Origin of the sequence: Mesorhizobium sp. KR9-304, from assembly GCF_040049215.1 — a bacterium.
Classification (GTDB): domain Bacteria; phylum Pseudomonadota; class Alphaproteobacteria; order Rhizobiales; family Rhizobiaceae; genus Mesorhizobium_K.
Genome location: NZ_JBDZDN010000002.1, coordinates 651,243 through 664,805, shown reverse-complemented (window position 1 = coordinate 664,805; position 13,563 = coordinate 651,243). Strand labels below are relative to the sequence as shown.

Here is a 13,563-nt window from a genome sequence, read left to right as displayed (position 1 = left end):
TGCCTGGCGGTTCCTCAGAGATGACCGGGAGCAGCCGCATGAAACGTCACCATCCGATGCCTGCGCTGCGCACCGCACTGTGTTGCGCGGCGATGGCTCTGCTGGCCGGCGCCTCGACCGTTCCGTCACTCGCTCAAACCACGCCCGAGGCCGACGCACCGGCGGCGGCCGCCGGGCCGCAGGTCACCCAGGCCGGCCCCGCCTCCGTGGCCGACCTCGCCGAGGGCCTGCTCGGAGCCGTCGTCAACATCTCGACGTCGCAGAACGTGAAGGGGAGCGAGGGCCAGGGCACGGTACCCCTGCCGCAGGCTCCCGAGGGCTCGCCGTTCCAGGACTTCTTCGATGAGTTCTTCAAGGACCGCCAGGGCGGCGGCGGGGGCCAGCAGAAGGTTCAGTCGCTGGGTTCGGGCTTCGTCGTCGACGCGGCCGAAGGCATCGTCGTCACCAACAACCACGTCATCGCCGACGCCGACGAGATCGAGATCAACTTCTCCGACGGCTCCAAGCTGAAGGCCGAGCTTGTCGGCACCGACACCAAGACCGACATCGCCGTGCTCAAGGTCGATCCGACGCTGAAGAAGCTGAAAGCCGTCAAGTTCGGCGATTCCGACAAGATGCGGATCGGCGACTGGGTCATGGCGATCGGCAATCCGTTCGGGCTGGGCGGCACGGTGACGGTCGGCATCGTCTCGGCGCGCAACCGCGACATCGACGCCGGCCCCTACGACGATTTCATCCAGACGGACGCTGCCATCAACCGCGGCAATTCCGGCGGCCCGCTGTTCAACATGTATGGCGAGGTGGTGGGCATCAACACCGCGATCATCTCGCCGTCAGGCGGCTCGATCGGCATCGGCTTCTCGATCCCAGCCGAGATGGCGGTCAGCGTCGTGTCGCAGCTTCGCGAATTCGGCGAGACGCGGCGCGGCTGGCTGGGCGTGCGCATCCAGCCGGTGACGGACGAGATCGCGGAAAGCCTCGGCATCAAGGTTGCCAAGGGCGCCCTCGTATCCGGCATCATCAAGGGCGGGCCGGTGGACAACGGGCTCATCGAGGTCGGCGACGTCATCGTCAAGTTCGACGGCAAGGACATCGACGAGAGCCGCGAACTGCCTCTGGCCGTGGCCGAAAGCCCGGTCGGCAAGGTGGTCGACGTCGTCGTGTTGCGCAAGGGCGTCGAAATGACCGTCAAGGTCACGCTCGGCCGCCTGGAGGAAGGCGAGAAGCTCGCCGAAGGCGAAAACGGCGCGCCTGCCGAAGAGGATGACGGGCCGGTCGCAACCGCGTCGATCCTCGGCATGACCGTCGGCGAACTGACCGACGAGGCGCGCACCAGGTTCGGCATCGAGGCCGATGTTTCCGGCGTGGTGGTCACCGAGGTCGCCGCGGATTCTGCCGCGGCCGAACGGGGCATCGCCGCCGGCGACGTCATCACCGAGATCGCGCAGGAATCCGTCGCGACGCCGAAGGATGTGCTCGACCGCATCGCCGCGCTGAAGGAGCAGGGCCGCAAGAACGCGCTGCTGATGCTGGCGTCGAAGACCGGCGAACTGCGCTTCGTGACGATCCGGATGGATTGAGTCCGGAAGATCGTTCAAGGCGTTGTATTGAAAGCAGAAAAAGGCAGCTATCGTGCTGCCTTTTTCGTTTTTTCCCAGTCTTTGCGGGACAACCTGTAAAGCGAATGCCGCTTCAGATGCGGATGCGTATCCGGGACGTGCGGGTGGTCGAAATCGTTGGCAGGATCGGCGATCATGCCGAGGCGCTGCATGACGGCCGTGGAACGGCGATTGCCGGGAACGGCGAAGGAAACAATCTCGCTGTTGCCCAACGTCTCGAAGCCGAAGGCGACCCATGCCCTGGCTGCTTCGGTCACATAGCCACATCCCCAATACTCCGGCGCGAGACGCCAGCCGATCTCGATCGTTCCATCAGGCAGGCCAGGCAGGTTTTCGGTTTCGAGCAGTCCCGCACAACCGATGCACGCGCCGTCGGCGGCATGCTCGACGGCGGCGAAGCCGTAGCCGTCCTGGTCGATCCAGCCGCGCCACTCGTCCATCCTTGCGTCGGATTCCGCACGGCTTCGACGGAAACCAAAGAACTCCATCACGCGGTCGTCGGAATTGATGCGATGGAAGAGATCGCGGTCGCGCTCCTGCCAGTTGCGCAGGACCAGGCGCTCGGTCCGGATGGGTATCACCGGGCGAATTCCTCCTCGCGGTAGCCTTGAAGATAGAGCAGGGCCGTGAGGTCTGAGTGGTCGATGCGCATCTTCGACTCGGCCGCCACCGCGGGCTTGGCGTGCAGCGCCACTCCCATGCCGGCCAGCCGGATCATGTCGAGATCGTTGGCGCCGTCGCCGACGGCGAGCACGTCCTGCGGGTCGGCGTCGTGGCTGATGGCGATGTCGGAGAGCGCCTCGGCCTTGGCCGCCCGTCCCAGGATCGGCTCGGCGACCTCTCCGGTCAGCCGTCCGTCCGCCACGACAAGCCGGTTGGCTCGGTTTTCGTGGAAGCCGAGTTTTGCCGCGATTTTCGACGTGAACACGTCGAAGCCGCCCGAAACAAGCGCCGTCCACGCGCCGTGCTCGCGCATGGTCCGCACCAGCGCGCGTCCGCCCGAAGCCAGCGTCAGCCGGTCGCGGATGATGCGGTCGACGATGGATAGATCGAGACCCTTCATCAGCGCGACGCGCTCGCGCAAGGCAGGCTCGAAGGCGATCTCGCCGTTCATCGAGCGCGCGGTGATGGCGGCGACACGCTCCTTCAGCCCGACCTCGTCGGCCAGTTCGTCGATGCATTCCTGATCGATCATGGTCGAATCCATGTCGGCGAGCAGTATCTTCTTGCGCCGCAGGGCGGCATCGTGGACGACGATGTCGATCGGCTCCGAAGCGAGCGTCTCGGCGAGCATCGCGGCAGCCTCGTTCCTGCCGAGGCCTTGCGGCAGCGCCAAATCGCAGGCGACATCCCGGCCCAGCCAGGAGATCGCGCTTGCACCGACCGCCTGGGACGCGATAGTCGCCAGCGGCCGCTTCAGACGGCGCGCGGCGGGATGGGATATCAGCGTGGCGACGAGCGGCATCGACAAATCCGGCGGGGAAGGACGCATCAGGAACGCGATCCTGATAGCGGGGCCGACCGCGAGCGGCAAGTCGCGGCTGGCGCTGGATCTCGCCGAGCGCCGCGGCGGCGCCGTCGTCAACGCCGACTCCATGCAGGTCTATTCCATCCTCGACGTGCTGACCGCGCGGCCGGGCGGGGACGATTTGCGCCGCGCGCCGCATCTGCTCTACGGCCACGTCGCTCCCGGCGTCGCCTATTCCACCGGCGCTTGGCTGCGCGATGTGATTTCGCTTGCCGACAGCGGCAGGCTTTCCGGATCGCCGCCGATCTTCGTCGGCGGCACCGGGCTCTATTTCCGCGCCCTGGAAGAGGGTATCTCCGAGATGCCCGACATCCCGAACCAGATCCGCGAACGCTGGCGCTACGAACTGGCCGACAAGGGCGCCGAAAAACTCCACCGCATCCTGATGCGCGAAGACCCGCGGGCCGCGATGATGCTTCGCGCGGGCGACGGCCAGCGCATCGTGCGGGCGCTCGAAGTGCTGGAAACGTCGGGCCGGTCGATCCTCGACTGGCAGGCGGAGCGCGGCAAGCCGCTGATCGACCGAGAGAGCGCCCGCTTCGTCGTCATCGAGCCCGATCGCGCCGATCTCGTCGCCCGCATCGACCGGCGCTTCGACGGCATGATCGAGGCCGGCGCGCTGGAGGAAGTGAAGGCGCTGGCGGCGCTGAACCTCGATCCGCAGTTGCCGGCGATGAAGGCGATCGGCGTGCGCGAAATCCAGGCGGCACTTGCCGGCGAGATCGCCATGGCCGAGGCGATCGAGCGCGCCAAGATCGCAACCCGGCAATACGCCAAGCGCCAGTCCACCTGGTTCCGCAACCAGCTCGGGCCGCACTGGCTCCGGATCGGCGGCGCCGACGCGCCGCAAGCCCGGGATTTGTAAGGTGTTCGCGAGCCTCCGGCAGGCAGGGCGGCCGATGGACGCAGGCTGTCCCGGCGCGGCGCCCATCGTGCCCCGGGTTAACGCTCCGTAAGGCGCATCGTGACATAACCGAGCGGGTATGGTCGGCGGGGAGAATATGCGCCTCCACAAGTCAGAAGCCGCGTTCTTTGTGTTCATCGCGGTCATTCTTGCGGCTGGCGTGATGATCTTCCACGCCTATGACGTGCTGTTTTCGATCGCCAACGGCCTGAAGGAGCCGGAGCGCTACGACGACATCGCCTATCTGTCGAAGCTGCTCTTCATGACGGGGCTGCTGCTCGCCACCACGCTGTTTTTCGGGCTGTTCTTCATCTTCCCGCTCATCCGCAAGCAGGTCAGGGAAGAAAACAAGCTGCGCGCCATGACCGAGACCCTGTCGGCCCGCTCGCTGAACCTCGAGCGCGCGGCGCTGACCGATGCCCTGACCGGCATGCAGAACCGGCGTTATTTCGACGACGCGCTGAAGGAATATCTCGGCGAGTTCCGCCGCATCGAGAAGCCGGTCGGGCTGATGGTCGTCGACCTCGACCATTTCAAGCAGATCAACGACACGCACGGCCACGATGTCGGCGACGAGGTCCTGAAAGCCGTCGCCGGCTGCCTCAAGGACATGACCCGCTACCACGATGTGGTGGCCCGCCTCGGCGGCGAGGAGTTCGCCGTGGTGGCGCCCAACATGGACACGGAACTGCTGGTGCGTTTCGCCGAGCGCATCCGCAAGGCAATCGCCGGCATGGCGATCGTGTCAGGTAACGTCCGGCTCAAGGTCACCGCGAGCGTCGGCCTGGCGGTCTGGGACCGCAAGGAAAGCGCGGAGTCGCTGTTTCGCCGCGCCGACCAGCACCTCTACGAGGCAAAGAAGACCGGGCGGAACCGGGTCTGCGCTTGAGCTTTCCCGCTCCTTCTGCTTGGATTGGGGTACGGGGGCAGCTCATGGAAAAACGTCTGCTGCGTTTAACGCCCGATCATATCGCGCGGGTTGTGGAGGACGCTGGAGAGATCGTCACCGGCCCTTTCGCATCCGGTCGGCGGCCCGCCACGGACGAGGATTACCTGAGGATCGCGGATGACATCCTGCGGGCCGCACAGGACCGGAACAACATATGGGTCTTTGCATACGGATCGCTGATCTGGAATCCCGCCTTCGACTTCGTCGAGAGGCGCAGGGCATTGGCGAGGGGGTGGCGCCGTTCCTTCTGTCTCGGCTGGGACAAGTGGTTTCGCGGAACAGAGCATCGGCCGGGCTTGATGCTGGCGCTCGATCGCGGCGGCAGCTGCAACGGGGTTGCGTATCGCTTGCCGGACGACTCGATCGAGACAAACCTGCTTTCGCTCCTGCGGCGTGAAATCCATGTCATTCCGCACTCTTTTCCCGCGCGCTGGATCACTGTTACGGTCGACGGCGGGACGTTCCCCGCGCTGACCTTTGCGATCGATCGGAATTCCGGCGCTTATGTAGGCAACCTGTCGGTGGAAGAAATTGCCGACGTTTTGGCCAAGGCGGTCGGCCGGTGGGGCTCGATGGCCGAGTATCTGCTCAGCACGGTCAGCCACCTTGAGAAACTCGATTTGCGCGATGCGTATCTGTGGCGGCTTCAGGAACTGGTGGCCGAGCGGATCGAAGCTTCGGCCGTTTCCGGACCCGAAGTCCGGAAACCGTAGTCGGTTCTACGACCCTTAGCTCCGCGAGCCGAACCTTCCGGGCTTCAGCCCGTAGCCGAAATCGATCTCGTCCTGGTCCGGCACCGGACGCGGGGCCGCGGCTTCCGGCTTGCGGTAGCCTGGATCGCCGGGCTGGAGCTGGGCGCTGACGGGCTCGGCGAAGGGAAGGTTGCTCGGCGCCTTCGGCACGTTCCGCAGCCGCTCGACGATCTCGATGAGGTCGACGTCGTTGCCGTCGCCGGCAGCGGCCTCCTCCTCGTGGCGCTTGGACGAGCCGGGCAGGAGACTGGCGTCGAGCCGCTCGAACTTCAGCCGCATGGTGGTGGCCACGCCTTCGCCGAAGGCGATCGCCTCGCGCTGACCCATCGACGACAGAAAGGCCAGGCTCGACGCGGAGGAGTCGGCGATCGCGGAGCGGATGATCGCTTGGTCATGTTCATTGGCCAGCCGCATGGCGAAGAAGGTCGAGCACTGCGACAGGATGGTGGGATCGAGTTCGCCGGGGCGCTGCGTCACCACGCCGAGATAGCAGCCGTATTTGCGGCCTTCCTTGGCGATGCGCGACAGGGCATGGCGCGTCGGCGCGAAGCCGAGGCGCGGGTCGGCGGGCATGTAGCGGTGGGCTTCCTCGCAGAGCACCAGGAGCCTGAGCCTGCCCTCGCTCCACAGTGCGAGGTCGAAGGCCAGGCGCGCCAGCACCGAGCAGACGGAATTGACGATTTCCGACGGCATGCCGGCCATCTCGAAGCAGGTGACCGGGCGGCCGCCATGCGGCACGCGGAAGATCTTGCCGATCGTCTCGTGGATCGTGTCCTCGATCAGCCGCGATGCGAACATGAATTTGTAGCGCGGGTCGGCGACGGCCGATTCGATGCGCGTCCTCAGCGACTTCAGCACCGGCCGCTCGTTCTTGCTCTCGAGGAGACCCATGCGCTCGTCGATCTGCTTGATCAGGTCGGCCATGCGGTAGGGCACCGGCGTGTCGGCGGTCAGCGCGTCGACGCCCCGGCGCAGGAAGGCGCCGCCGGCCGGATTGCGGTAGAGGTTCTTGGCCGTCGGGATCAGGTCGCGCAGCACGTCGACTTCCTCGGGCACCGCCTCGCGGCCGCGGAACAGCACTTCGGTGAACTCTTCCAGCCGGAACATCCAGAACGGCAGGTCGAGCGAACCGGCGTCGACGCGCACGCAATATTCCGGCAGCGAGGCGGCGAACTCGTTGTGCGGATCGAGGATCAGCACGCGCAGGTCCGGCCGCGCCTCGATCGCCTTGCGCAGCAGCAGCGACACGGCGGTGGACTTGCCGACGCCGGTGGTGCCGACGATCGCGAAGTGACGCGCCAGCGTGTCGTCTATGGCGATGCGCGCCTCGATCGTTTCGTCCTGGGAGAGGTTGCCGATGGTGATGGAGTGGCGGCCAGCCAGATCGTAGACGGCCTGAAGATCACGCGTCCGGATGCGATGCGCGATGGCGCCGACATGCGGATAGGAGGTGATGCCGCGGTCGAAGACCGGCGGCTGCGGCGCCTCGCGGTCGCGCACCTCGCCGACCAGTTCGACGCTGACCTCGATGGCGTTGCGCGCGCCTTGGTTCCAGGAGAGATCGGCCTTGCCGATGCCGTAGACGAGGCCCACCGTGCGCGTGCCGCCGAGGTTGATCGAGATCATGCGGCCGACCGTCCATTGAGCGGTGACGGTGCCGTCTTCCTCGTCGGCGAAGGCCGCGATCGTCGCCCGCGCGCCGTCGCACTGGACGACATGGCCGAGGATGCGCTTGTCGTTCTGGGCGGCGTCGCGCCGCTCCTGCGCAACCGCCTCGCCGCGGGAGGTTTCGTGTGCGTACATCCGGTCCTGTCCCTATGCGCCCTGTCCGTCGGATCAGGCTATCCAACCGCGGTTAAGGCCGGATGAGGGGGGATGGTTGAGGAGCTGTTGCGGAGATGGCTAAAATTGCGATGACCCTCGTTCGGCCCTCCCGTATCGGCCTGGGGCTAATCGGCAAAAAAACACGATTGACTCGCCGCGAAGTCCGCCTCTATTGTCCGCGCCCATGAAGAAGACACTCATTCTCGTAGTAGGACTGCGCATGGGCAAGGCGGCGTAACCGCCGGGCGACAGCACCCATGCGCAGACACAAGGCTCCCTCGGGGGCCTTTTTTATTGCCCGAAACAAGACTAAACGACCCGAAATTCGCTGCAGGCGAGCAGAAACGGAACCAGGCCGATGACAAACGGACAGAACGACCAGCGCGAAATGCCAAATCGCGAAATGACGGGCGCGGAAATGGTGGTGCAGGCGCTGAAGGACAACGGTGTCGTCCACCTGTTCGGCTATCCCGGCGGCGCGGTCCTGCCGATCTACGACGAGCTTTTCCAGCAGGACGCCATCCAGCATATACTGGTGCGCCACGAGCAGGGGGCCGGCCATGCGGCGGAAGGCTATGCCCGCTCGACCGGCAAGCCGGGCGTCATGCTGGTGACCTCCGGTCCGGGCGCGACCAACGCGGTGACGCCGCTGCAGGACGCGCTGATGGATTCCATCCCGCTGGTCTGCCTGACCGGCCAGGTGCCGACCTCGCTGATCGGCTCCGACGCCTTCCAGGAATGCGATACGGTCGGCATCACGCGGCCCTGCACCAAGCACAACTGGCTGGTGAAGGACGTCAACGAGCTTGCGGCGACGATCCACGAGGCGTTCCACGTCGCCACGACAGGGCGCCCGGGGCCGGTGGTCGTCGACATTCCCAAGGACGTGCAGTTCGCGAAAGGCATCTACACGCCGCCGCAGACCGCCCCGCGCACCAGCTACCATCCAAAACTCCAGGGCGACCTCGACAAGATCAAGGCCGCGGTCGAGTTGATGGCGTCGGCGAAGAAGCCGGTCATCTATTCCGGCGGCGGCGTCATCAATTCCGGGCCGGAGGCAAGCCAGCTGCTGCGCGAACTGGTCGACCTGACCGGCTTCCCGATCACCTCGACGCTGATGGGGCTCGGCGCCTATCCGGCGAGCGGCAAGAGCTGGCTCGGCATGCTCGGTATGCACGGCTCCTACGAGGCCAACATGGCCATGCACGACTGCGACGTGATGGTCTGCATCGGCGCGCGCTTCGACGACCGCATCACCGGCCGCCTCAACGCCTTCGCGCCGAACTCGAAGAAGATCCACATCGACATCGACCCGTCCTCGATCAACAAGAACGTGCGCGCCGACGTGCCTGTTATCGGCGATGTCGGCCGCGTGCTGGAGGACCTGGTGCGGCTGTGGCGGGCGACCGTGAAGACCGACAAGAAGGCGCTCTACCCGTGGTGGGAGCAGATCGCGAAGTGGCGCGCCCGCGACTCCTTCGCCTACCGGCCGAGCGACGACGTGATCATGCCGCAATACGCCATCCAGCGGCTCTACGAGGCCACAAGGGGCTACGATACCTACATCACCACCGAGGTCGGCCAGCACCAGATGTGGGCGGCGCAGCATTTCCATTTCGACCAGCCGAACCGCTGGATGACGTCCGGCGGGCTCGGCACGATGGGCTATGGGCTGCCGGCGGCGCTCGGCGTGCAGATCGCCCATCCCGACGCGCTGGTCATCGACATCGCCGGCGACGCCTCGGTGCAGATGACGATCCAGGAGATGAGCTGCGCGGTGCAGTACGAGGCGCCGATCAAGATATTCATCCTCAACAACCAGTACATGGGCATGGTGCGCCAGTGGCAGCAGCTGCTGCACGGCAACCGCCTCTCGCATTCCTACACGGAGGCGATGCCGGATTTCGTAATGCTGGCGCAGGCCTATGGCGGCCACGGCATACGCTGCGAGAAGCCCGGCGACCTCGACGACGCCATCAAGGAGATGATCGAGGTGAAGAAGCCTGTCATCTTCGACTGCCGCGTGGCGGCGCTCGCCAATTGCTTCCCGATGATCCCGTCGGGCAAGGCGCACAATGAGATGCTGCTGCCCGACGAGGCGACCGACGAGGCGGTGGCCAACGCCATCGACGCCAAGGGCAGGGAGCTGGTGTAAGTTATGAGAAAAGCAAGCGCGGCGCTGCAGTTAGTCAGAGTTTTTCAGATCGAGATTCAACCATGAACGCACAGCTTCAACCGACCGGCTCCGCCTACTTCATCGCCAAGGAAACCGAGACGCCGGAGAGCCACACGCTCTCGGTGCTGGTCGACAACGAGCCGGGCGTGCTTGCGCGCGTGATCGGGCTGTTCTCCGGCCGCGGCTACAATATCGAGAGCCTGACGGTCTCCGAGACCGAGCACGAAAAGCATCTCTCGCGCATCACCGTCGTGACGCGCGGCACGCCGCACGTGCTGGAGCAGATCAAGCACCAGCTCGAGCGTATCGTGCCGGTACACGGCGTGGTCGACCTCACCGTGCGCGCCAAGGAACTGGGACAGGAGCGGCCGCTGGAGCGCGAGCTTGCGCTGGTCAAGGTCGCCGGCACGGGCGATTCCCGCGTCGAGGCGCTGAGACTCGCCGACGCTTTCCGCGCCAGCGTGATTGACGCCAACACCGAGCATTTCATCTTCGAGATCACCGGCAAGGGTTCCAAGGTCGACCAGTTTATCTCGATCATGAAGCCGCTCGGCCTGGTCGAGATCTGTCGCACCGGGGTGGCGGCGATGAACCGCGGCCCGCAGGGGATGTAGGCCAGCGGTTGAAGTTCGACAAGTCGGGATGTATATACGCCGGATATACATTGCGAGGCCGCCATGACACAGGTGCAGATATCCAAATGGGGCAACAGCTCGGCCATCCGTCTGCCGAAGGCGGTGCTGGATGAACTCGGCCTGAAGCCGGGGCAGTCGGTCGAACTGACCGTCAAGGACGGCAAGGGCATCATCGAGCCGGCGCGGCCCAAGAAGATCACGCTCGAGTGGATCATCTCCGAGATGGATCGTCTCGGGCCTGAAAATTCGCCTGAAACCGTCGAGTGGGGACCCGATCGAGGCGAAGAGATCATAGACGACGAATATTCTCGGGGGGAGATAACGCTCGATGACCTCCTTAAGGGCCGGTGACATCGTCTGGATAGATCTGGATCCCGTCGTCGGCACGGAGCAGGGTGGCAGAAGACCGGCGATCGTTTTGACGGATACCGACTTCAACGCCCGCGAGCATCGCTCGGTCATCTGCCCTATCACGCAAAATGTATCGCCCTGGCCGACAAAGGTTTTTTTGCCCATCGGCATGAAAACACGCGGTGCGATCCTGACCGATCAAGTTCGAAGCGTGCATCGGGACCTGCGCGGTTTCCAGTTCATCGAACACGCACCTGACGATGTGCTTGCGGACGTCCGCGCGGTGGTCGGCGCGATCCTTGGCATAACCGCCTGACCTGGCATGGCGGCACCGGCGCCTGCTCGAACGCGATATAGGCCGCGTCCAACGAATTTGAGGCCGTCATGTCTCCCGATGTCTTCCTTGCGCTGCTCGTCTTCGCTTTCGTGACTTCGGTGACGCCTGGGCCAAACAATTTGATGCTGTTGGCGTCCGGCGTGAATTTCGGGTTCTGGCGGACGGTGCCGCACATGTTCGGCATAGCCGGCGGTTTCGCTACGCTGCTCTTCGGCGTCGGCCTGGGTCTCGGTGCGGTGCTGAAGGCTTACCCCGCGCTCGATCTGACCCTGAAGATCGCCGGCGGCGCCTATCTGCTCTATCTGGCCTGGAAGATCGCGATGTCGCGCTCGCTGGCGGCAAAGGGTGAAGCGAAGGCGGTGCCGATGACCTTTGTCCAGGCGGCCGCGTTCCAGTGGGTCAATCCCAAGGCGTGGGTGATGGCCGTGACGGCAATGGCCGTCTACACAAATCCCGAGGCTCCGTTCCTGTCGATGCTGCTGGTCACAGCCGCCTTCGCTGCGGTCAATTTGCCGTCTGTATCGGTCTGGGCAGGTTTCGGCATGGCGCTGCGCGGCTTCCTCGCCGACCCGGTGCGGCTCAAATGGTTCAACATCGCGATGGGGGTTCTGCTCGCCGCGACGCTCTGGCCGATGCTGCGGTAGGGGCTCAGAACAGCTCGGTCGACGGCCGGGTCAGCATCAGCCAGAAGATCGCGAGCACCGCGAAGAAGGCCGGGAAGCCGCAGGCGAACCAGATGCGGTAGAGCCGGAAATAGCGCTCGGGCAGGGGGCTTCCGGTAAGGGCCGCGTCCCTTGCGAGGTTGCGCAGGCGGATCTGTATCCACACGACCGGCAGCCAGAACAATCCCGTCAGCACATAGAGCGCGATGGAAAGCACGATCCATCCCTCATCGAGGGGCCACCCCACGAGATGGGCGAGCCAGATTCCGGTGATTGGCTGCAGCACAACGGCGGTCGCGGTGAACAGCGTGTCGGCTACGACCACAGTGCCGGCGACGTGGGCGATGGTGCGCGGATTGCCGGTGCGATGGGCCATCACCATGAAGAAGGCGATGCCGGCGCCGGTGCCGAAGAGGATCGCGGCGCCGATGACGTGGACCAGCCGGACGAGATCTTCCATTCAGCGCTCCTCGTAGATCGCCAATGCCGCCAGGGCGAGCGCCATCGAGGGCAGGACCTTGACCAGCGGGCCGAGGGGCTCGGCCCAGAGGCCGGGGACAAGCACGGTCGCGGCGGCGAGGTAGGCCAAGGAAACGGCCACCATGGCGACGAGAGCGGGCGCGGCGAAACCGCGGACCGTCACGGCAAACCCGAGCCCGATGTCGAGCAGGCCCGTCACCGCCGTCAGGACGGCGGCGGTCGCAGGCGACGCTCCGGCCGCTGTGAGATAGGCGGCGGAATCATCGAAGCGGGCGAGCGCAACAACCCCGGACACCAGCCAGAAGAGGCTGAGCGTGCCATAGAGGACCGGCTTGAGCAGATAGAGGCGGGCGAACCACAGGTCCTGCACGCCGGCCGGATTGGCGGCCAGGGTCTCGTCCAGGGTTGCCAGGCGGCGTCCGGCGAGTGTTGCGTGCCCGGCTATGCCTCCTGCCGCGGCGGCGAGCGCGGTGGAGCGGAGCGGCGAGCGCCAGCCGAGGTGGCCGAGAAGGTCGGCCAGCCGCGAGACCGCGCCCGCGACAAAGCCGGGCATTGCGACGGCGGGCGCCGGCGGAAGGCCAAGCCAGCGGCGGTGGCTGGCGATGGCCTCGGCAAGCGTCGCTTCGCCTTCCGCGGCGAGATTGATGTCGCTGCCGGGAGCGATCACGCCGTCGAGCGCGTCGAGCACGGCCTGCGCGACGTCGTCGAGAGCAACGAACTGCATCCGGCTGTCGCCATGGACGAGCGGCGTGACCAGCGGGAAGGCGGCGAGCGCGCGCAGCAGGGCCGAGCCGCCATGCGCATTCCGCCCGACGACGACGGCGGGCCGCAGGATGACGAACGGCACGCCCGAAACCGCCAGGGCAGCGTCCGCCTGCCGCTTGGTGGCGAGGAACGTCGTTCCCGACGCCGGACCGTCGGTGCGCGCCGATATCTGGACGACAAGGGGCGGGGCGGCTTCGTAGAGCGCCTTCATGGCCTTGAGCTGCACCGCCGTCACATCGTCGCGGGCGCCGTCCTGCAGGGCGCCGGCGCAATTGACCAACGCATCCACGCCCGCGAGCAGGGGGCGCCAGTCCGCCGGGGTCGAAAGGCTGGCGATATCGGCCTCGATCCGCTCAATGCCGGGCTGAAGGTCCCGGCGGACCGAACCGGGACGGGCGAGCGCGACGACCGAGTGGCCGCGCCGGGCAAGCAGGCTTGCCACTGCCGTTCCGATGAAACCGTTGCCGCCAAGAATCAGAACCCGCATGACCCACGATAGCGACCAGCGCCCGCAGGGGGCAATCCAGGGGAAAGCGCTCGCCTGGATCAAACGAAACGGGCGCCGGTTTGCTTGCGCGCCG

Annotated in this window: 14 protein-coding genes; 9 read left to right on the top strand and 5 right to left on the bottom strand. The window is 65.8% G+C overall.

Going from position 1 to position 13,563, the window contains the following annotated elements; all coding sequences use genetic code 11:
* The first annotated feature begins 38 nt into the window (after nt 1-38).
* Entirely contained in the window at nt 39-1,580 is a 1,542-nt protein-coding gene (locus tag ABLE71_RS15535) for a DegQ family serine endoprotease (RefSeq protein ID WP_348784334.1), read from the top strand.
* A 47-nt stretch (nt 1,581-1,627) separates the two neighbouring features.
* Here ABLE71_RS15535 and ABLE71_RS15530 read toward each other — a convergent pair whose 3' ends face one another.
* Nucleotides 1,628-2,200 (bottom strand): GNAT family N-acetyltransferase, encoded by a 573-nt coding sequence (locus ABLE71_RS15530; RefSeq protein ID WP_348784333.1) that lies wholly within the window; start codon nt 2,198-2,200, stop codon nt 1,628-1,630.
* On the bottom strand, nt 2,197-3,084 hold the full coding sequence (gene serB, locus ABLE71_RS15525) for a phosphoserine phosphatase SerB (RefSeq protein ID WP_348784332.1): 888 nt from the start codon (nt 3,082-3,084) through the stop codon (nt 2,197-2,199). Before serB ends, ABLE71_RS15530 begins: the two co-directional genes overlap by 4 nt.
* Between serB and miaA the strand changes: the two genes are divergently transcribed.
* The 3 genes from miaA (at nt 3,068) to ABLE71_RS15510 (ending at nt 5,713) form a co-directional block, all read left to right on the top strand.
* The gene (gene miaA / locus ABLE71_RS15520; protein WP_348784331.1) at nt 3,068-4,012 is read left to right on the top strand and encodes a tRNA (adenosine(37)-N6)-dimethylallyltransferase MiaA; all 945 of its coding nucleotides are present in this window, start codon (nt 3,068-3,070) and stop codon (nt 4,010-4,012) included. The two genes, serB and miaA, sit on opposite strands and share 17 nt — an antisense overlap.
* Nucleotides 4,013-4,148: 136 nt before the next feature.
* A complete protein-coding gene (locus ABLE71_RS15515; protein ID WP_348784330.1) occupies nt 4,149-4,940 on the top strand; it encodes a GGDEF domain-containing protein in 792 nt (263 codons plus the stop codon).
* 44 nt (nt 4,941-4,984) lie between these two features.
* A complete protein-coding gene (locus tag ABLE71_RS15510; RefSeq protein ID WP_348784329.1) occupies nt 4,985-5,713 on the top strand; it encodes a gamma-glutamylcyclotransferase in 729 nt (242 codons plus the stop codon).
* Nucleotides 5,714-5,728: 15 nt separating this feature from the next.
* Here ABLE71_RS15510 and ABLE71_RS15505 read toward each other — a convergent pair whose 3' ends face one another.
* Nucleotides 5,729-7,555, bottom strand: a complete 1,827-nt coding sequence (locus tag ABLE71_RS15505; protein WP_348784328.1) for an ATP-binding protein — start codon at nt 7,553-7,555, stop codon at nt 5,729-5,731.
* A 379-nt stretch (nt 7,556-7,934) separates the two neighbouring features.
* Here ABLE71_RS15505 and ABLE71_RS15500 point away from each other — a divergent pair, with 379 nt between their 5' ends.
* The 5 genes from ABLE71_RS15500 to ABLE71_RS15480 all read left to right on the top strand — a co-directional run bounded on the left by ABLE71_RS15500 (nt 7,935) and on the right by ABLE71_RS15480 (nt 11,719).
* Nucleotides 7,935-9,731, top strand: coding sequence for an acetolactate synthase 3 large subunit (locus ABLE71_RS15500; protein WP_348784327.1), 1,797 nt, complete (start codon nt 7,935-7,937; stop codon nt 9,729-9,731).
* Nucleotides 9,732-9,793: 62 nt separating this feature from the next.
* Complete coding sequence (gene ilvN / locus ABLE71_RS15495) at nt 9,794-10,366, top strand: acetolactate synthase small subunit (protein WP_348784326.1); 573 nt, start codon at nt 9,794-9,796, stop codon at nt 10,364-10,366.
* Between the two features lie 63 nt (nt 10,367-10,429).
* Nucleotides 10,430-10,738 carry an AbrB/MazE/SpoVT family DNA-binding domain-containing protein gene (locus tag ABLE71_RS15490; protein ID WP_348784325.1) on the top strand — a complete coding sequence of 103 codons (309 nt, stop codon included), beginning with the start codon at nt 10,430-10,432 and terminating at the stop codon, nt 10,736-10,738.
* The gene (locus ABLE71_RS15485; protein WP_348784324.1) at nt 10,716-11,054 is read left to right on the top strand and encodes a type II toxin-antitoxin system PemK/MazF family toxin; all 339 of its coding nucleotides are present in this window, start codon (nt 10,716-10,718) and stop codon (nt 11,052-11,054) included. Before ABLE71_RS15490 ends, ABLE71_RS15485 begins: the two co-directional genes overlap by 23 nt.
* A gap of 68 nt (nt 11,055-11,122) precedes the next feature.
* Nucleotides 11,123-11,719 carry a LysE family translocator gene (locus ABLE71_RS15480; RefSeq protein ID WP_348784323.1) on the top strand — a complete coding sequence of 199 codons (597 nt, stop codon included), beginning with the start codon at nt 11,123-11,125 and terminating at the stop codon, nt 11,717-11,719.
* A gap of 4 nt (nt 11,720-11,723) precedes the next feature.
* Here the strand turns inward: ABLE71_RS15480 and ABLE71_RS15475 are convergent, their stop codons facing one another.
* Together ABLE71_RS15475 and ABLE71_RS15470 are read right to left on the bottom strand one after the other, a co-directional pair.
* A complete protein-coding gene (locus ABLE71_RS15475; protein WP_348784322.1) occupies nt 11,724-12,197 on the bottom strand; it encodes a DUF2269 domain-containing protein in 474 nt (157 codons plus the stop codon).
* Nucleotides 12,198-13,469, bottom strand: a complete 1,272-nt coding sequence (locus tag ABLE71_RS15470; protein WP_348784501.1) for an SDR family oxidoreductase — start codon at nt 13,467-13,469, stop codon at nt 12,198-12,200. It abuts the gene before it with no gap.
* Nucleotides 13,470-13,563: the final 94 nt, after the last annotated feature.

Coding starts and splice junctions, on each gene's coding strand:
- ABLE71_RS15480 (WP_348784323.1), top strand. CDS start 11,123: ATGTCTCCCGATGTCTTCCTTGCGCTGCTCGTCTTCGCTTTCGTGACT.
- ABLE71_RS15515 (WP_348784330.1), top strand. CDS start 4,149: ATGCGCCTCCACAAGTCAGAAGCCGCGTTCTTTGTGTTCATCGCGGTC.
- ilvN (WP_348784326.1), top strand. CDS start 9,794: ATGAACGCACAGCTTCAACCGACCGGCTCCGCCTACTTCATCGCCAAG.
- ABLE71_RS15490 (WP_348784325.1), top strand. CDS start 10,430: ATGACACAGGTGCAGATATCCAAATGGGGCAACAGCTCGGCCATCCGT.
- ABLE71_RS15470 (WP_348784501.1), bottom strand. CDS start 13,469: ATGCGGGTTCTGATTCTTGGCGGCAACGGTTTCATCGGAACGGCAGTG.
- serB (WP_348784332.1), bottom strand. CDS start 3,084: ATGCCGCTCGTCGCCACGCTGATATCCCATCCCGCCGCGCGCCGTCTG.
- ABLE71_RS15475 (WP_348784322.1), bottom strand. CDS start 12,197: ATGGAAGATCTCGTCCGGCTGGTCCACGTCATCGGCGCCGCGATCCTC.
- ABLE71_RS15485 (WP_348784324.1), top strand. CDS start 10,716: ATGACCTCCTTAAGGGCCGGTGACATCGTCTGGATAGATCTGGATCCC.
- ABLE71_RS15535 (WP_348784334.1), top strand. CDS start 39: ATGAAACGTCACCATCCGATGCCTGCGCTGCGCACCGCACTGTGTTGC.
- ABLE71_RS15500 (WP_348784327.1), top strand. CDS start 7,935: ATGACAAACGGACAGAACGACCAGCGCGAAATGCCAAATCGCGAAATG.
- ABLE71_RS15510 (WP_348784329.1), top strand. CDS start 4,985: ATGGAAAAACGTCTGCTGCGTTTAACGCCCGATCATATCGCGCGGGTT.
- ABLE71_RS15505 (WP_348784328.1), bottom strand. CDS start 7,555: ATGTACGCACACGAAACCTCCCGCGGCGAGGCGGTTGCGCAGGAGCGG.